We start from the raw sequence: 17,816 nt of genomic DNA, 5'->3' as shown, positions 1-17,816 counted from the left end.
TAAAATAAAATAACCTTATTTACACACAAAAAAAAATATAAGCTCTAAAGCACGGTTTACATTATTTTCCAATTTAACAATATCAATAAAAAAAAATGAAATTAGCAAACAACAAAATTTTAATTACTGGTGGTGCTACCGGTATCGGTTTAGGATTGACGGAAAGATTTATCAGCGAAAACAATACAGTTATTATTTGTGGACGCAGGGAAACTGCACTAAAAGAAGTGGCAGAAAAATTTCCTTCCGTTATCACAAAAGTATGTGATCTGGAAGGTGAAGAAGGCCGCAATGAATTATATGAATGGGTTGCAGCAAATCATTCCGACTTAAATGTGCTTGTAAACAATGCGGGCGTTCAAAACTGGATGAATGTGTCTGACGATGACTTTTATGAAAGGGCTAAAACGGAAGTGGACATAAACATTTTGGCACCTATCCATCTTACAAAACTCTTTTTAAGTATTCCTTCATTAAATACAATAATCAATGTATCATCAGGACTTGCGTTTACACCATTTTCCAAAGTGCCGGTATATTGCGGTACGAAGGCTTTTACAAGGTCTTTCACAATTTCTTTACGCCATCAGCTAAAAGACAAAAATATAGAAGTAATAGAATTGATACCGCCTGCAATAAACACAGCATTGGGCGGACAAGTAGTTCACAAAGGCTTACCTGAAGTGAGCGATTTTGTGGCATCAATATTTGAGCAATTGAAAGAAGGCAAAACCGAACTGACCTTTGGCAGCAGCGAAACAAGAGCCAAAGCGAACAACGAAACAATTTCAGAGTACCTGAAGCTGCTTAATCCATAGTTATTGAAAATTATATCCATTTTGCTTACCAGTCTGCCATTGCAACAGGATTGATTGTCGGCATTGTGTACTTAGCAACATATACGGTAAACTATTAAAATATTATATTATGAATTTAAAAGATCAACTAGAAGACGTTAAAGACTACTTCTCTCCAAAAATCATTGCTGAAGTTAATGACCAATATGTAAAAGTTGCCAAAATTAAAGGTCAAGAAGTTCCTTGGCATAATCACGAAAACGAAGATGAACTATTTTACATTATAGAAGGTGAACTTTTAATGGAAATTGAAAATAAAGCTAATCTAACTATGAAATCTGGAGATATGTTTGTAGTCCCAAAAGGTATTAATCATAGAGTTTCATCTATTGAAGAATGCTCAATTATGTTGATAGAAACCAAAACAACAAAACATACGGGAGAAGTTAAGTCTGCAATAACAAAATCAATCGAACAACAGTCTTATTAAATTTGTTATTTATCATTCTGTTTTCAATACATTTTCTTTGCCCCAATTTGCCATATCATTTAATATTGGTGCCAAACTATTTCCCAAATCTGGAATTCATACAAGAGTAGGAAACTGAAACAAGCTTGAAATTAACAAGTATAGAAGACTAAAACAAATTTTACACCATTAGAGTTTAGAAATTCTTTTAATTAGCTTGTATGTAATTCATTTTGAACACAAATATCTTTTATTTGGACACAGCCAAATTTATTAAACTGCTGACCTTTGTACTTCACAATTAAATAAATAGAAAAAATGAAGTACAAAACTTTAGGGAATACAGGGTTAAAAGTTTCAACCATTTGTTTAGGTACAATGAATTATGGCGGAAAAGGATTTTTTGGTTATATGGGCAATCTTGACCAAAAAGAAGTGGACGAACAAATCAAAACGGTAACAGAGGCAGGTGTTAATTATATTGACACTGCAAACATTTATTCCGAAGGACTTTAGGAAGTAATGATTGGTCAAGCTATAAAAAACCTTGGTATCAACAGAGACGATTTGGTTTTGGCAACAAAAGTTAGAGGAACAATGGGTAAAAGCCAGAACGACCTCGGGCTTTCAAAAAAGCATGTCATTCAACAAGTGGATGCCAGTCTAAAAAGATTAGGTACAGATTATATTGATTTATATCAAATTCATACAGCAGACCCATTAACTCCAATAGAGGAAACTATTCGAACTTTAGATGATTTGGTGCGAAGTGGTAAGATTAGATACTTTGGTGCAAGTAACATTGCAGCTTGGCAACTAATGAAAGCGTTGTCTTATTCTAAATACAATCATTTAGACAGTTTTTCTTCGTTACAGGCAAATTATTCATTAGATGTGAGGGATGCAGAAAGAGAATTAGTTCCATTATTATTAGACCAAAAAGTTGGAATGATGATCTGGAGTCCTTTAAGTGGTGGTTTGCTTACTGGAAAATACAAAAGAGATGGACAAAAAGAAGAAGGGCGTTTAAATAATTTTCCTTTTCCATCTTTTCACGAAGAAAGAGCTTATGATGTTTTAGACGTTTTAACGCCAATGGCAGAAGAAAAAAATACAACTATTGCACAATTGGCATTGGCTTGGACTTTAAACCAACCTGTAGTAACAAGTGTGATCATTGGAGCAACAAAACAGCATCAGTTAGAGGATAATTTAAAAGCAATTGATGTGGTTTTTACAGAAGAAGAATTAGCACAACTGGATGAAGTAAGCAAATTACCAGGCGAATATCCGGGCGGTGTTTTAGAAGTAATGACACAAGACCGAAGTGCATCTGGGAGTAATTTTTTAAATGCTTAAATTTATAGATTTTTAAATGCAGACAGTATTTGAAAACTGTCTGCGAATTTTAAAATATGAAAAATTCTGAGCAAAATATCATCAAAATAAGTTCGATAAAAGAGCTACATACTTTCAATGGTTTGCCATAGACATGATGTCTATCATAGTATAAAGAATAAAAACAAGTCATTTGAATAAAAGAATCAGATCTAATACAATAGACTACAAGCGATCAATTAAAATCTATTGAAATAGAATATTTTAAATATATTCGTGCTAACCGTTGGGTTAATGTATTCTTTGAGATAAGTAAAAAAGGTCAAACAAAAACGATCCTTATATCTATAATTTTTTATTTGTTGTTACTTTGTTTTATTAGCTAAAAACTTGTACCTCATTTGTATTTCATGGTTGGAAAAACCTTATAAATAAAGGAATATTACTTTCTGTATCGAAAAAATTAAGGTTCATTTTTTAATAATAATTTTTTAATCTTTCAATAGTTTATATTTCAAAATAGTGAGGCTTATTTTTATTATTCAAAAAAGTTATCCTAATTTTTCAAAATCAAATTTAAGATGCGCATTCAATAATACTAGCATAATCATCAATATTTGAATGCTTCCCGCTACAAAGAATCATCAAAAATTAAATTATTAATAATCGAAAAATAATGATATATTTACAAACAAATTATTCAGAATAATATCACTGAATAAGAGTCTGTTAAACATAAAAACAAAGCTGTTTTTGAAATAAATAAACAGTAAAAAAGCAACAATTGTAATTCAGGTGCAGAATCGGTGCACTTAGGTTTAAGACATTATAAAAACGTAACATAGAAACGGGTTTGAACGATTAAGTTCGAATCCTGCTCTACTCTATCCAGCTTTTACACATCAAGTTGATCCAAAAATACCTATTAAATAATAAAAAAATGTATATTTATTCTATTAAAATTTCAGAAGTATCCCTGAAATAATCAGCATTGCATTACCTATATTAACTGGGTCTAAAGAAGAATTCGAATCCCTAATTATCCGTTGAAAATTTCCTATCTAATAATCAACAAAATTTGTGTATTACTGACCTAATTATTCATGAAACCACAATATGAATTTTTCACTATGATCTAATAGAATGACAATAAGTATTCTTCCTGGCTATAATCCATCTATTTATTTCGATTATGATTATATTTCAATACTTCTGATTCGATTTCCTGTATTGTTTTCTTTTTCCCTTTAGAAATCCATTCTAAAAGCTCTTCTTCAAAAAAATACAGCTTTTTACCATACTTATAACACGGGATTTTTCTTTGCCTTACAAGAGCGTAAATTGTAGGCTTTGCTTTTCCTATTAACCGGCTTACTTCTTCAATACCAATAGGAACACTTTTTTCTTTAGATTCATATACTTGTACATTCTGAATCATAAGTTTAATCTCGGCAATTTCAATCGCTAATTGTGCTACTGCTTTGGGCAGGTTCTCAAATGAGATTTCATTTATGTCCATAACTATCGTTTTTAATTGTTATAGAGCAAATGAAAAAAGTGTTTTCACTGTGTCCTAAGCCACAACAAAAACACTTAAAAAACACAGTGCATTTCTAATTACTGATAATTAGAAATAAGTAAAGTCTTCCATAATTTTTATAATGCCTTTTTGATCATCATCTTTCAGATGCGTTTTAATGCTGTTCTCTTCAACATCCTTTAAGGATTCCGCAAAAGTTAATTTTAAAAATTGTGCGATACTGTCCTGTTTTCCTACTTTAAAACAATTCCAGATATTCCAGCCAAAATGATACAAATCGAGATTTGACAAATCTTTTACTTTTACCTGTTTAATATTTTCAAAATTTATCTCTTCAGCATATATTATTATATTCCTGCACAATTGTTTCAAATCATCATCTGCAGCATATATGGCAAATTTTTCCTGCGTATAACGAATTACAATATCAATTCTGGCTTGTTTTTGATTTTTGATTACATTTTGCTGCTGCTCTCTTATCTGTTCAATATATCTGGCTGAATTTTTATTTTCAGACAATTCGGGTTTAATTAAAGTATCCTGACGCTCCTCTTCGATCTTTTCAAGGTCTTCACTTGGAATATGGTTTTCAGGCGATTCATTTTTTTTAACCTTCAAAAAACGATTCAGTACGCGAGCGGCCAATTCGTTTAGAAATAAACTTAGAATTGCAAACATTAAAATTCCAAATCCAGTGCTGATCCAAAAAAAAGCGCCGGCTGTATACTCATCCGCACCTTTTTCCAGCAGCACCAGTCTTCCTATTATGCCGACAAAAACACATACTAAAAAAACAGACAGGTAAATAACAATATATTCAAAGTATTTTGTTTTCATTGCGGCTTGTTCTTTAAAGATTCCAATTGTATTGCCTGCGAAGCTTTATTTTTCTTCTCGTCCACTACTTTTGCATAGATTTCAGTAGTTTTTACGTTGGTATGTCCCAGCATTTTACTGACCGTATAAATGTCTGTCCCGCTCGATAACTGCAGTGTTGCAAATGTATGGCGGAAGCAGTGGAAGGTAATATTTTTTTTAATGCCAGCAGATTCAACCCATTTTTTCAGAGGGCGCGAAATCCACGATGGGTCCGGCAGATCCTCAAAAACAAGCTGCGCGGGAAGCCTCGGTTCTCCGCAGAGCTGCAAAGCCTGCTGAGAAATAGGCATATATTCAACGCCCTTTGTCTTTTTCTGCGTAAAATGCAGTTTAGCCATACCATCTTCCAGACTAATCTCTTTCCAGCGGAGCTTCTGAATGTCGGAATGCCTCAGTCCTGTAAGCGCTGAGAAAAGTGCGGCTCTTTTAAGGACGTCTTTTTCACATGGTGTTGATACCAGTGTATTCAATTCTTCAATGGTCAGATATTCACGTCTTGACTCCTGCTCCGGGATGCCTTTTATTTTTGAAGATAAATCAACTGTTAGATATCCCTCGATAAAGGCCTGTTTTAAAGCCGCTTTAAATATGGAAAAATAGGTACCCGCAGTGTTGCGGGAAATGGTTCCTTTTTTGCCTCCTCCGAGTGGAGCACCTAGCAGAAATAGTTTAAAATCTTCCGCCATTCTGCTGTCAATCTGAGAAAACATAAGGCTGCCTTTCGAATAGCTTTTTAAAAATTCTTTGGACCGCTCCCAATTGATCTGAATAGATTTCGAACTTCGGGCATGTCTTTTAGCTGCAGTGGCAGAAATATATCTAATAAAATCCTCTTTTCCTTTTTCTTTTTGTTCAGCCAATAGGTTCTCAGCATCACTGTACAAATCTGTGTTATCGTATTCTTTCTGCCGAATTTTACGCACTCCGTCAGCATACAGCATAATTTCACGGTCGTTTTCGCTTCTGCAGATTATAATTCCGTTATCGCTGCGTCTGGGTTTGTACGACTTTGATCCAGCTGCATCTGTCCGGGCAGTTCTTTTTTTGTCCCACTCCACTGTTGTTACGGATCGGTTTATATATTCACGGATTCTCTGGGGAGCTTTCTTTTCGGAAATCTCTACAGGATAGCTTTCTATGTAAACATACCATTCTTTTCGGTCTTCTGCTTTTCGAAGACGCACAGTCACCTTGGTTTTTGCTAATTGCTTCATATAAAATCATTTCCGTTATACAAGTTGTCAATTTCCATTTTGGGGGCATATACGTACTTTCCGATCTGTCTGGTAGGGATTGAATATTTCCTGATATGATTGTAGACAGAACCTTCAGAAATTTGAAATCTTTCAGCTATTTCGCCGATAGAATAGCAGTCTTCTTTTTCAAGGCTGTATAATTTTTTCTTCGGTGCGCTTTCAGGCTGCGGCAGGCTGCGGGCAGGGCCGAACATCTCAGCCATAACGCTTCGGTCTATCCTTACAAGGCGGATTCCCAGATTAACTGACGGAATTTCCCCCTGGCTGACAAGCCGGTAAAGTGTTCTTTTGGCAACACCAAAAAGAATGCCAGCTTCCGGAACAGAAAGAAAAGCCTTGTTCTCGGGTATTTTACCTGCCAGCACTTTGATCTCCTCTTCCTTTTTTAGCCGCAGCATCTTCTGTTTGTATGCTTTTTTGCTGCATTTAGGAGAGCAGTAGACGGAAGCTACGTTTTTGGGCAGAAATTCCCCGCCGCAGACAAGACATTGTTTATTTAATCGTTTCATAGCTCAATCTACTGATTAATACACCATAAGCATAAATAAGTGCCACTTTATCGCCTTTTAAGTGCCGGTACAAATGTGGTACAAATATATGATAAAAAACGATTAAAAAATAGCAGAATAAAAAAAGAACAAAAAAGAAAAAGCGCTGTAAACATAAAGTTTACAGCGCTTTAGCACTTATTCTTAACTGATGTTAATCAGTAATTATTTGACTTCTTCGAATTCAACGTCTTCAACATTGTCACCTTGAGACTGCTCTTGTTGAGGAGCCGCTTGTTGACCTTGTTCACCACCTTGAGCGTACATTGCTTCTGTAGCTACTTTCCAGGCTGCATTTACATTGTCTAATCCTTTTTGGATTGCTTCAAGATCTTGAGATTGGTGAGCAAATCTTAATTCAGTCAAAGCAAATTCGATAGCTGTTTTTTGATCGTCTGTTAATTTACTTCCCAATTCTTTCAATTGACTTTCAGTTTGGAAAATAGTACTATCAGCTTCGTTTAATTTCTCAGCTCTTTCTTTAGCTATTTTGTCAGCATCAGCATTAGCTTCAGCATCTTTTTTCATTTTTTCGATTTCTTCAGCTGTTAAACCAGAAGAAGCTTCGATACGGATATCGTGAGATTTTCCAGTTCCTTTATCAGTTGCAGAAACTTTGATGATACCATTTGCATCAATATCAAAAGTAACCTCGATTTGAGGAACTCCTCTTGGTGCTGGTGGAATACCGTCTAAGTGGAAACGACCGATAGTTTTGTTATCAACCGCCATAGCTCTTTCACCTTGCAATACGTGAATTTCAACAGATGGCTGAGAATCAGCAGCAGTAGAGAAAACTTGTGATTTTTTAGTTGGAATAGTTGTGTTAGACTCAATTAATTTAGTCAATACACCACCCATAGTTTCGATACCTAAAGATAAAGGTGTAACGTCAAGTAACAATACATCTTTTACATCTCCGGATAAAACTCCACCTTGAATAGCAGCTCCAATAGCAACAACTTCATCAGGATTAACTCCTTTAGACGCTTTTTTACCAAAGAATTTTTCTACTTCGTCAGCGATTCTTGGCATACGTGTAGAACCTCCAACAAGAATAACTTCGTCAATATCAGATGTAGATAAACCTGCATCTTTTAATGCTTTAGCAACTGGCTCCATAGAACGTTTAACTAAAGAATCAGTCAATTGCTCAAATTTAGCTCTTGATAATTTTTTAACTAAGTGTTTTGGTCCTGAAGCAGTAGCTGTAACGTATGGCAAGTTGATTTCAGTTTCTGAAGAAGAAGACAATTCAATTTTTGCTTTCTCTGCAGCTTCTTTCAAACGTTGCAATGACATTGGATCCAAACGTAAGTCAATACCTTCCTCTGCTAAGAATTCATTTGCTAACCAGTCAATAATTTCGTGGTCAAAATCATCTCCACCTAAGTGAGTATCACCGTTTGTAGACAATACTTCAAATACACCATCTCCTAATTCAAGAACAGAGATATCAAAAGTACCTCCACCTAAATCGTAAACAGCAATTTTTTGATCAGTTCCTTTTTTATCTAATCCGTAAGCAAGTGCCGCAGCAGTTGGCTCGTTGATGATACGCATCACTTTAAGACCAGCAATTTCACCAGCTTCTTTTGTAGCCTGACGTTGTGCATCGTTAAAGTAAGCAGGAACAGTAATAACCGCTTCAGTTACAGTTTGACCTAAATAGTCTTCAGCAGTTTTTTTCATTTTTTGAAGAGTCATTGCTGACAATTCCTGTGCAGTATATAAACGACCGTCAATATCCACACGTGGTGTATTGTTGTCACCTTTTACAACTGAATAAGAAACTCTTTTTGCTTCGTTTGTAGTCTCAGCAAAAGTGTGTCCCATAAAACGTTTAATAGAAGCAATCGTTTTTGTAGGATTCGTTACTGCTTGTCTTTTTGCAGGATCACCTACTTTAATTTCGCCACCTTCAACAAAAGCGATGATAGATGGAGTTGTTCTTTTTCCTTCTGCGTTAGGAATAACAACTGCTTCGTTACCTTCCATTACAGAAACACAAGAGTTCGTCGTACCTAAGTCAATTCCGATTATTTTACCCATTTTTTATATATTTAATTTTTGATATACATTTTTAACTCAGGTGGCATAAGTCAATCTTTGTGCCAATATAAAAAACCAAAGTAAATTGTCAGTTTTAATGTTGTCATAGTAAAAATCAGCTGACAACATGACATTTTCAAAACCTGACAACTGTGGCATATCAGTACTTTAGGTGTCATTATCGGGAGCTATTTCCAGCTATCCGCTTGTATCTTTTTATTTTTAAAGAAAAAACAAAAAAGGATACCGCTTGTATCTGGGCTAGGGCACTCGTTTTCAAAAGAAGTTTATTGGAATCTAACAGGATATGTCTTTCTATATTTTTAATTAATCCCGAAATACTTACATTAGCAACTTTCTTCAATTCAACAGCAGTCTAAATGGAAAACTACAGTATCATCATATTTATTCTGGCCATCGTCATCGGACTATCCGCTTTTGCCGACACCATAAAATTGCCGCAACCTATTTTACTGGTCATAGTAGGAATCGCAATTGGATTTATTCCAACAATGAACGAAATCGAAATTAATCCGGAAATTATATTTCTGCTATTTCTGCCACCTTTATTGTACGATGCCTCTTTTAATATTTCGCCTAAGGATTTCAAGACCAATCTGAATACAATTGGTACACTCGCTATTTCATTAGTTTTCCTTACTGCCTTAGGAATCGCAGTTTTAGCCCATTTTATAATTCCCGGAATGACCTGGCCGCTGGCGTTTGTACTTGGAGCAATTCTCTCTACTACAGATGCCGTAGCCGCAATAAGCATTACAAAAGGACTGAAAATATCCCATAAAACGATAACTATTCTTGAAGGTGAAAGCCTGATTAATGATGCCTCGGCATTGGTGGCTTATCGTTTTGCGGTCGCTGCCGTAATGGGATCCGCATTTGTCATCTGGAAAGCCACGCTGGAATTTCTATTATTACTAGGAGGAGGATTTTTAGTAGGCTTTGTAATAGCTAAAATTCTAAGTTACATCCTAACGCGTGTGCATAAAAACGTAAATGTAACGATTAGCTTCCTGCTGTTAATGCCTTTTGTCACCTATCTTATTGCAGAACATCTGCATGTTTCAGGAGTAATTGCAGTCGTTATTTTAGGACTGGCAATTGCCCGTTTCAGTAAAAAAATATTTCCCGAAAGCTTAAAAAATCAATCCAGAAGCCTTTGGGAAATTATCATTTTTCTACTCAACGGATTGATCTTTATCTTAATAGGACTTAATTTTCGTTATATTCTGAAAGACATAGACAACAGTATGATCCTGCCTTACATTGGTTACGCAGCAATCATTACTATTGTCGCTTTAGTGATTAGGATGATCCGAATATTTTTGCAGAAAATCAATCTCCAAAAAGCATTTCAAAATACAAAAAGGAAAAGAAAAGTAAGCGAACACGCACTTTTAGACTTCAACAACAGTATTATTTTAAGCTGGTCCGGAATGCGCGGAATTGTTTCGCTCGCCATCGCCATCGGATTACCAAAATTTCTGGAAGACGGAACACCATTTCCTGAAAGAAATGCAATTATTTTTATTTCTGTCGCTGTTGTATTACTGACTCTTATCGGTCAAGGTCTCACGTTGCCGTGGATTGTGAAAAAATTGAGTGCCAAAGAAGAAAAATAAAAGCAGTAATCTAATCGTCATATTTCGGTTTCATTATGAAATTTAAAAATGAATATTAACAGCAAAAATACAATACTATTTTAGTTACATTAGCGTCCACAAACCTTAACTAAAATTCATAATGAAGCAATTATTACTTTTTATTCTTTCTTTTTTTATTTACTCCAATTCATACAGTCAAAAAACAGAATTGAGACTGTCTTTAGATTCGGGACTTTCTTCTTTTAGCGGAGAAAGCGCGGAATCGTCATCATTTATACTGCTTTCCGAAACTGTAGGATATGGATATACCAATAATCCTTATGGATCAAAAAATGCATTTGCTTATGGAGTTTCACTTAACTTAAAAAGAATAACCAAAGTTAATTTCATTTATGGCATAGGAGCCGGTTACGAAAATCTGAGAAGCAAAACGGCATTGGCTTTTGTGTTTAAATTTGAAGAAGGGATCGCGGAGCCTGTTTCCGGTGAAACCACTATGGATGTCAGCTCAGTCAATATCAATCCATTTGCCGGATATCGTTTTAATACCGGCCAGCTTCCAATTGACCTGGTCGCCGGGTTTGATTTTGCAAGTATCTTAAATGCGAAAGAAAAAGGAGATGCAACTGACACAAACGGAAATAAATATACGACCTCCAGAGACAGAAAAACAATAAATACTGATCTTCGTCCAAGAATTCAGGTATCTACAGATTATAAAAAATTTGGCGTTTATCTGGGATATTCCTTCGGTTTATCGAATTATAAAGAAGGATATACCGGAGGCACAAATAGTGTACATTCTAAAATTTTTAGATTTGGCGTAACTTATCAGATACTATAAAACCAATTTAATATTTTCTAATATGGAAAATCGCATTGCAATTTATGGCGCTTATGGTCACACCGGAAAATTTATTCTAGCGGAACTTTTCAGACAAGGTTATAAGAATCTGATTCTTTCCGGAAGAGATCATGAAAAATTAACCCTTCTCCATCAGGAATATCCTGATTTAGAAATAAAAGCAGCAGACCTTCATGATCCAAAAACACTGGACGATGCTTTTTCCGGAGCCAAAATTATTATAAACTGTGCCGGACCTTATTTAGATACTGCAAAACCTATTATAGAAGCTGCTTTACGATCAGGCAGTCATTATATTGATTTAAGTGCTGAACAAAAAGCCGTATTAGATGTATTTGAACAATTTGCTGAACCAGCAAAAAACAATAAAATTCTAATAATCCCTGCTGCTGCCTTTTACGGTGGCTTAGCCGATCTGATAAGTACCGCATTAACGCAGGATTGGAACGAAATTGATGAAATTAATGTTTACATAGGCCTGGATTCCTGGCATCCCACAAAAGGAACAAGATTAACCGGAGATCGAAATCATTACAAAAGATTAACATTCAAAGACAATCGTTTACAAGAACTTGAAGCCGGGATTTCAAAAGAATGGGATTTCAAAAATCCAATCGGAATTAAGGAAGTTGTAGCTTTACCACTCTCTGAAATCATTACGATTTCACGCCATTTAAATGTAAATACGATTAATACCTTTCTTAGTCAGAACTCTTTAGATGATCTTAGAAATAATGATACTCCGGAACCAAAACCGGTTGACAGTAAAAACAGATCATCTCAGCAATTTTGTGTAGAAGTTATTGCTGTAAAAAGTAACATCAGGAGAACCATTTCGGCTCAGGGTCAGGATATTTATGCCGTTACAGCGCCTTTGATCACAGAAAGCATAAAGAGAATTTTATCGGGCAGCACAAAGAAAAACGGTGTAACGACAATGGGAGAAGTATTTGATGCTTCTGATTTTTTAAAATCCTTAAATGATGATGATATTAAAATAACAGCCATAGAAGAATCTACCTTAAATTAAAAACCTATTGCACCATTAAACAATGCCAAAAATCATATTCTTCTTATTGTTTCCCATAGCTTTAATAGCTCAAAAAGATAATTTCACTAAAAAAATAACTAAAGTAAATGGCGATCTGAACAAAGATGGTCTGGCGGACTATGTTTTAGTTTTGCAAGATACTTTAAGCGATAACGCTCCGTATAAACTCGAAATTTATTTTGCTGAAGCCAATGGTAGTTTTAAACGTATTCTTTCATCAGTAAAAGCGATAGATCCTGCTTTCCCTGAAGGCAAAAAGGGCTACTACAGCGGAAATGCTTTTTCAGAAATTACCATAAAAAAAGGTATTCTTAGTATTGAAAATGAACTTTTGCGCGGTCATTTTGAGCATAAATTCAGGTATCAGAATAATAATTTCGAACTCATCGGTTTCTCTGAAGTCTATTCGGACGGACAAGGAACGATGGGTCAAATCGATTTTAATTTATCTACCGGAATTCGTATTAAAAAAACAGAACCTTATGGCGAAGATAATTTTCCGGTAACGAAGACTCAAAAGAAAATCAGCATGAGGCCGCTTCCAAAACTACAGGATTTTGCTCCTTTCAAAACGGAATATTTTTAAAAACCAGAAGCAATACTTCTCTTTTGCACTAAATGGTCTGGGTTTTTATTTGTAATTTCGATTTCCTGAAAATGACTGTTTTTCCAACCCGATAAAAACAGCCTGAATAACATTAAAATAAAACAAAAATGGTTTCATTTATCCGGTAGGTCATGGTACTTTTAAACTTATCAGATAAGGACTTACATTGCTGTGGATTGTAAAAAGATTGAATACAAAAAGGAATAAAAATAATGAACAAATCCTCCGGTTTCGGTTTCGCTAGAAAATCTAAAAAAAAAGAATAAGCTATTGATCTTCAATAAAATATTTGTTTTTCATAAAAAAAATCTTATTTTTATTAAAATTTTAATACTAAATAAGTTATTATGAAAAAAACTACCCTTCAATTTCTTTTTGTATTTTTTACTTTTATAAACTTAGTTAATTCCCAAATAATATCGGGAATGTATAATGTGAGTGTAAATAACTCCCCTATAGAAAATTGTGCTACTATCGCATTAGGTAATAATCCGACTGTAACAGTATCTTTTACATTGAGAGTTACAAAACCATCTTCATCAACAGATGTTGGATCTACGGCCCAATTTAAAATCTTTTTGAAAAAAAACAGTTCCGCTACCCCTGTTGAACTTAATGGAATATTAGTTAACAACTCTGCTTTTTCAGGTGGAACAACATGGGAAGGGACATTTAGCCAAACAATATCAGCTTCTAGTATTGAAGTTACGGGAAGTAATTTTTATGGCGAATACAGTCATTCTTCAGGCAATTCTCCTGCAAAAACTTGTATCTACAAAATAACCAAAAATCCGTCTCCTACATTTGAAATTAGTCCAACTTCACAATTCATTTATTGTGATTCAAACTCACACTATATATTTACTGTTAATAATGTTTATAATTCTCCGGGTACTTTGTCCTACACTTGGTATGTTGGTTATGGTTGGAGTAGAAATGGTATCCCGGTTCCCGGCGGAACTGGTTTTACAACAACTGAAAATTATATAGACTTAAAACCTACCGATTATACAACAGTACCTTCACCTGTTCAAGTAGTTCCAATATTAAATGGGGTAAGTCAGCCTCATAAAACGTGTTCAACAGCCAGAAGTGGTTTTAGTCCAACTTTATTAACAATCGCTGGCAGTCCTGCAATTTGTTATCAGTCAGCATCAGAAGTCTATGATATTCCAAACCTGTACAATGGCCTTACTGTAAACTGGAGTTCATCTAATAACTCAGTTGCAACTGTTACAAATTCAGGCAATCAGGCAATAGTAGTTCCAGTTTCAAAAGGTGCTTTTACATTAACAGGATTAGTATCGAATTCTTGTGGACAATCATTTGCAATAACAAAAAACATAAGTATTGTTGGCTCTCCTGTAGCAAATTTTACCGGAGAAAAAGTAGAACGATATGTTTATAATTATCGTGGTCAAGATCTTTATAATGACTTTTCTACCTATACTTGGGAATATGTCTCAAGTACAGGTTATGTAGATTTTTTTAGTGTAGGCGGCCTTGCTATTTTTACAGCTTACCCTCCCTTTTCAGTAACAATGAAATTAACAGCTACAAATGCTTGCGGAAGTGATGTGATTTATACTTCTCAAGCGATAAACAGTGAAGACGAAGAAATAAACAGAGTCGCTGGTCCCGATATAAAAATTACCAATGAAAATACAATAAATAGTTCAAACTTTGAAATATATCCAAATCCTTCAAATAATATTGTGAACATAAAATTAAAAAACACGAATTCAAAGGCTAGAATAAACTCAGAAATCCATGCTCGATTATATGATCTAAATGGAACTCAAAAAAGAGAAATTAAAATTAAGGATGAAGGTTCTTCGATAAATGTTCAAGGATTGGAAAAAGGGATATACATTTTAAAAATAAATAATAATGGTAAAGAAGAAAGTAATAAAATCTTGATCAATTAAATTTTGGTATCATTATTCAAATAAATTTAACCTTTCTTTTAAAGAAAGCTATTACATGTGTTCCGTCCTAAAAAAATAAAATAAATTTATTAAATAATCAAACAGTTACAAGTACTTTCTTGCAACTGTTTTTTTTTATTTCGAAGTTATTTCTCTAATATACAATTGACCGCAAATAAGAATATATCAATTCTAAATTATTATAATATCAAACATACAAGAATCTAAACTGGAATAAAATATTTAACTTTATTTTAAAAATTAAAAGACAATTTCAATATCAATAATTCTATTTTCTAATAAACTGTTCGTTTTTATTTGTAATTTCGATTTCCTGAAAATGACTGTTTTTCCAACCCGATAAAAACAGCCTGAATAACATTAAAATAAAACAAAAATGGTTTCATTTATTAAAGAATTATCTTTTCGCTGGTCAGATTTAGATCCCAATTTTCACGTCCGTCATAGCGCCTATTATGATTTTGGAGCACAACATCGTATCGAAATATTAGAACAATTAGGTTTAACCCTTCGTGTCATGCAAACACAGAGTTTTGGCCCGGTTTTGTTTAGGGAAGAATGCATCTTTAGAAAAGAATTAAAACTTTCAGATAAGATATTCCTGCATACCAAAACTTCAAAAATGAAAGCCGATGCTTCGCGTTGGTCCATCGTTCACGAATTCAGAAAAGAAGACGACACCCTTTGTGCTGTTATTACAGTTGATGGTGCCTGGATGGATACCAAACTTCGCAAACTAGCTTCTCCGACTCCTGAAATTGCCATTGAAGCTTTGAGTATCTTTCCTAAAAGCGATGACTTTGTCGGGCTTTAAAAGAAAATACGATTTGTTATAAATTACAAAAATCCAAAAAGCACCTTTTAAAAAATAGTCGTTTTTTGGATTTTTTTCAAACTTGCAACCTATGATTGATTATTTAAAAGACTTTAGAATAGGTGTTTTTATTGCCATTATATTAATTATTACAGTAATACTGGGTGCCATTACCGACAAAGTATTACGTTATTTCCTGTATCGCAAACTAAGCAATAAAGAATATGATGCAACTGGTTTTCGTTTTTTAAAACATTTAATCATAACCGTAATTTATATTTTAGGTTTTGCTTTTGCCCTAATCCAGATTCCGGAATTCAAAATCATCGGGCATTCCTTTTTAGCCGGGGCCGGAGTAATTTCGCTGGTAGCGGGTCTGGCTTCACAGCAGGCTTTGAGTAATATTGTCAGCGGAATTTTTCTGGTAATTTTTAAGCCTTTCCGAATCAATGATAAAATTACCATCAATGGCTTTGTTGGTACAGTCGAAGATATAAATCTGAGACAGGTAGTACTCAAAGATGCAGAAAACAACAGAATCATTATTGCGAATTCAGTTATCAGCAATCAGATTATTGTAAATACCAATATGCACGACACCAAATGCTGTAAAATAATAGAAATTGGTATTGGTTATGAATCAGATGTCGAAAAAGCATTAGAAATCATGAAAGACGAAGTCGCCAAACACCCTCTTTTTATTGATACCCGAACAGCAGAAAATAAAAAACTAAAAACTCCTTTGGTCGTGGCGCGTGTTGTAGCACTCGCAGATTCAAGCGTAACGCTGAAAGCATGGGCATGGGCAAAAAATTCTACTGATGGTTTTGTAATGTATTGTGATTTATTGCAAAGCATCAAAAAGCGTTTTGACGAAGCTGATATTGATATTCCGTACCCGCAGCGCGTTGTTACGCTGAAAAAATAATCCTGTAATAAACTTTCGGTTTTTTCTGATAATTTTAAGAGTATATTTTTTGCATTTAAAGCGGTAAGCCTTACTTTTATTATAATTGCAAATTAATATCCTTCGAAAATGAAAAAAATACAAATCATATTGCTGCTCCTACCGTTCCTCTGCCTGGCGCAACAGGAAAATATAAAAGCTCTCGATATCAATCTAACGAATTATGAATATCCTTTTCCCGTTCATTTTTTAGAATTGAACAATCAGCGCCAGCCTTTAAAAATGGCTTACATGGATATCAGACCCGATAATTACAACAACAAAAATATCATTTTGCTTCACGGCAAAAACTTCAACGGTGCGTATTGGGAAACCACAATCAAAGCTTTGACAAAAGAAGGTTTCAGGGTAATTGTTCCTGATCAGATTGGTTTTGGAAAATCTTCAAAACCGGATAATTTTCAATATACTTTTCAGCAACTGGCAGAAAATACCAAAAAATTACTGGATCATTTGGGAATTCAAAAAACAACCATTTTGGGACATTCCATGGGCGGAATGTTAGCCACAAGATTTGCGCTGATGTACCCGGAAACTTCCGAAAAACTGGTACTTGAAAATCCAATTGGCTTAGAAGACTGGAAATTGGTTGTTCCGTATAAACCTGTCGAATGGTGGTACGAATCGGAATTGAAACAAAATTACGAAGCCATCAAAAAATACCAGATGGAGAATTATTACGACGGAAAATGGAATGCCGATTTTCAAAAATGGGCCGAACTTGGCGCCGGTTGGACTACCGCTGCGGATTATTCAAAAGTAGCCTGGAACTCTGCTTTGCTGTACGATATGATTTTTACACAACCTGTTTTATACGAATTTAAAAACCTCAAAAGCCCCACACTTTTAATTATCGGAACGAGAGATAAAACCGCTTTAGGAAAACCGCTTGTATCGGAAGAAGTCAGAAAAACAATGGGGAATTATTTGGAACTGGGTAAAAAAACACAAAAAGCAATTCCGAACGCAAAATTAGTCGAAATTCCAAACACCGGACATTTGCCACATATTGAATCTTTTGATTTCTTTATAAAACCATTAATCGTATTTTTGAAACAATAA

General features: G+C 34.5%; 15 protein-coding genes and 1 pseudogene. 11 read left to right on the top strand and 5 right to left on the bottom strand.

Annotated elements, in window-relative coordinates:
* Window positions 1-95 precede the first annotated feature (95 nt).
* The 3 genes and pseudogenes from EV142_RS05045 to EV142_RS05035 all read left to right on the top strand — a co-directional run bounded on the left by EV142_RS05045 (window position 96) and on the right by EV142_RS05035 (window position 2,625).
* Complete coding sequence (locus EV142_RS05045; RefSeq protein WP_127340807.1) at window positions 96-818, top strand: SDR family oxidoreductase; 723 nt, start codon at window positions 96-98, stop codon at window positions 816-818.
* A gap of 109 nt (window positions 819-927) precedes the next feature.
* Window positions 928-1,287: a cupin domain-containing protein gene (locus EV142_RS05040; protein WP_127340808.1), complete on the top strand. Its 360-nt coding sequence runs from the start codon at window positions 928-930 to the stop codon at window positions 1,285-1,287.
* A gap of 297 nt (window positions 1,288-1,584) precedes the next feature.
* Window positions 1,585-2,625, top strand: a pseudogene (locus EV142_RS05035) (aldo/keto reductase).
* Window positions 2,626-3,781: 1,156 nt separating this feature from the next.
* Here EV142_RS05035 and EV142_RS05030 read toward each other — a convergent pair.
* The 5 genes from EV142_RS05030 to dnaK all read right to left on the bottom strand — a co-directional run bounded on the left by EV142_RS05030 (window position 3,782) and on the right by dnaK (window position 8,879).
* Window positions 3,782-4,123, bottom strand: a complete 342-nt coding sequence (locus tag EV142_RS05030) for a helix-turn-helix domain-containing protein (RefSeq protein ID WP_127340809.1) — start codon at window positions 4,121-4,123, stop codon at window positions 3,782-3,784.
* A gap of 108 nt (window positions 4,124-4,231) precedes the next feature.
* Window positions 4,232-4,981 carry a hypothetical protein gene (locus tag EV142_RS05025; RefSeq protein ID WP_127340810.1) on the bottom strand — a complete coding sequence of 250 codons (750 nt, stop codon included), beginning with the start codon at window positions 4,979-4,981 and terminating at the stop codon, window positions 4,232-4,234.
* Complete coding sequence (locus EV142_RS05020) at window positions 4,978-6,237, bottom strand: site-specific integrase (RefSeq protein WP_127340811.1); 1,260 nt, start codon at window positions 6,235-6,237, stop codon at window positions 4,978-4,980. Before EV142_RS05020 ends, EV142_RS05025 begins: the two co-directional genes overlap by 4 nt.
* Window positions 6,234-6,677, bottom strand: coding sequence for a helix-turn-helix domain-containing protein (locus EV142_RS05015; RefSeq protein ID WP_244606808.1), 444 nt, complete (start codon window positions 6,675-6,677; stop codon window positions 6,234-6,236). The genes EV142_RS05020 and EV142_RS05015 overlap by 4 nt, the downstream gene beginning before the upstream one ends.
* A gap of 315 nt (window positions 6,678-6,992) precedes the next feature.
* Entirely contained in the window at window positions 6,993-8,879 is a 1,887-nt protein-coding gene (dnaK, locus tag EV142_RS05010) for a molecular chaperone DnaK (RefSeq protein WP_132033350.1), read from the bottom strand.
* Between the two features lie 380 nt (window positions 8,880-9,259).
* Here dnaK and EV142_RS05005 point away from each other — a divergent pair, with 380 nt between their 5' ends.
* The 8 genes from EV142_RS05005 (at window position 9,260) to EV142_RS04970 (ending at window position 17,816) form a co-directional block, all read left to right on the top strand.
* Window positions 9,260-10,519 (top strand): Na+/H+ antiporter, encoded by a 1,260-nt coding sequence (locus tag EV142_RS05005; protein WP_132033348.1) that lies wholly within the window; start codon window positions 9,260-9,262, stop codon window positions 10,517-10,519.
* Window positions 10,520-10,640: 121 nt separating this feature from the next.
* Entirely contained in the window at window positions 10,641-11,345 is a 705-nt protein-coding gene (locus EV142_RS05000) for an outer membrane beta-barrel protein (protein ID WP_132033346.1), read from the top strand.
* A gap of 22 nt (window positions 11,346-11,367) precedes the next feature.
* Entirely contained in the window at window positions 11,368-12,396 is a 1,029-nt protein-coding gene (locus EV142_RS04995) for a saccharopine dehydrogenase family protein (protein WP_132033344.1), read from the top strand.
* A 22-nt stretch (window positions 12,397-12,418) separates the two neighbouring features.
* A complete protein-coding gene (locus tag EV142_RS04990) occupies window positions 12,419-13,003 on the top strand; it encodes a hypothetical protein (RefSeq protein WP_132033342.1) in 585 nt (194 codons plus the stop codon).
* A 368-nt stretch (window positions 13,004-13,371) separates the two neighbouring features.
* Window positions 13,372-14,952: a T9SS type A sorting domain-containing protein gene (locus EV142_RS04985; protein ID WP_132033340.1), complete on the top strand. Its 1,581-nt coding sequence runs from the start codon at window positions 13,372-13,374 to the stop codon at window positions 14,950-14,952.
* A gap of 397 nt (window positions 14,953-15,349) precedes the next feature.
* Complete coding sequence (locus EV142_RS04980) at window positions 15,350-15,787, top strand: acyl-CoA thioesterase (protein WP_132033338.1); 438 nt, start codon at window positions 15,350-15,352, stop codon at window positions 15,785-15,787.
* A 91-nt stretch (window positions 15,788-15,878) separates the two neighbouring features.
* Window positions 15,879-16,715 carry a mechanosensitive ion channel family protein gene (locus tag EV142_RS04975; RefSeq protein ID WP_132033336.1) on the top strand — a complete coding sequence of 279 codons (837 nt, stop codon included), beginning with the start codon at window positions 15,879-15,881 and terminating at the stop codon, window positions 16,713-16,715.
* A 108-nt stretch (window positions 16,716-16,823) separates the two neighbouring features.
* On the top strand, window positions 16,824-17,816 hold the full coding sequence (locus tag EV142_RS04970; RefSeq protein WP_132033334.1) for an alpha/beta fold hydrolase: 993 nt from the start codon (window positions 16,824-16,826) through the stop codon (window positions 17,814-17,816).

The organism is Flavobacterium circumlabens (genome assembly GCF_004345565.1).
GTDB classification, from domain to species: domain Bacteria; phylum Bacteroidota; class Bacteroidia; order Flavobacteriales; family Flavobacteriaceae; genus Flavobacterium; species Flavobacterium circumlabens.
The sequence above is the reverse complement of the archived record's forward strand: the minus strand, read 5'-3'. Positions and strand labels throughout refer to the sequence as shown.

Excerpts from the sequence above, each read along its gene's own strand:
- EV142_RS05030 (WP_127340809.1), bottom strand. The coding sequence starts at position 4,123 with ATGGACATAAATGAAATCTCATTTGAGAACCTGCCCAAAGCAGTAGCA.
- EV142_RS04975 (WP_132033336.1), top strand. The coding sequence starts at position 15,879 with ATGATTGATTATTTAAAAGACTTTAGAATAGGTGTTTTTATTGCCATT.
- EV142_RS05000 (WP_132033346.1), top strand. The coding sequence starts at position 10,641 with ATGAAGCAATTATTACTTTTTATTCTTTCTTTTTTTATTTACTCCAAT.
- EV142_RS04970 (WP_132033334.1), top strand. The coding sequence starts at position 16,824 with ATGAAAAAAATACAAATCATATTGCTGCTCCTACCGTTCCTCTGCCTG.
- EV142_RS05015 (WP_244606808.1), bottom strand. The coding sequence starts at position 6,677 with ATGCTGCGGCTAAAAAAGGAAGAGGAGATCAAAGTGCTGGCAGGTAAA.
- dnaK (WP_132033350.1), bottom strand. The coding sequence starts at position 8,879 with ATGGGTAAAATAATCGGAATTGACTTAGGTACGACGAACTCTTGTGTT.
- EV142_RS04995 (WP_132033344.1), top strand. The coding sequence starts at position 11,368 with ATGGAAAATCGCATTGCAATTTATGGCGCTTATGGTCACACCGGAAAA.
- EV142_RS04980 (WP_132033338.1), top strand. The coding sequence starts at position 15,350 with ATGGTTTCATTTATTAAAGAATTATCTTTTCGCTGGTCAGATTTAGAT.
- EV142_RS04985 (WP_132033340.1), top strand. The coding sequence starts at position 13,372 with ATGAAAAAAACTACCCTTCAATTTCTTTTTGTATTTTTTACTTTTATA.
- EV142_RS05020 (WP_127340811.1), bottom strand. The coding sequence starts at position 6,237 with ATGAAGCAATTAGCAAAAACCAAGGTGACTGTGCGTCTTCGAAAAGCA.
- EV142_RS05045 (WP_127340807.1), top strand. The coding sequence starts at position 96 with ATGAAATTAGCAAACAACAAAATTTTAATTACTGGTGGTGCTACCGGT.
- EV142_RS04990 (WP_132033342.1), top strand. The coding sequence starts at position 12,419 with ATGCCAAAAATCATATTCTTCTTATTGTTTCCCATAGCTTTAATAGCT.
- EV142_RS05005 (WP_132033348.1), top strand. The coding sequence starts at position 9,260 with ATGGAAAACTACAGTATCATCATATTTATTCTGGCCATCGTCATCGGA.
- EV142_RS05025 (WP_127340810.1), bottom strand. The coding sequence starts at position 4,981 with ATGAAAACAAAATACTTTGAATATATTGTTATTTACCTGTCTGTTTTT.
- EV142_RS05040 (WP_127340808.1), top strand. The coding sequence starts at position 928 with ATGAATTTAAAAGATCAACTAGAAGACGTTAAAGACTACTTCTCTCCA.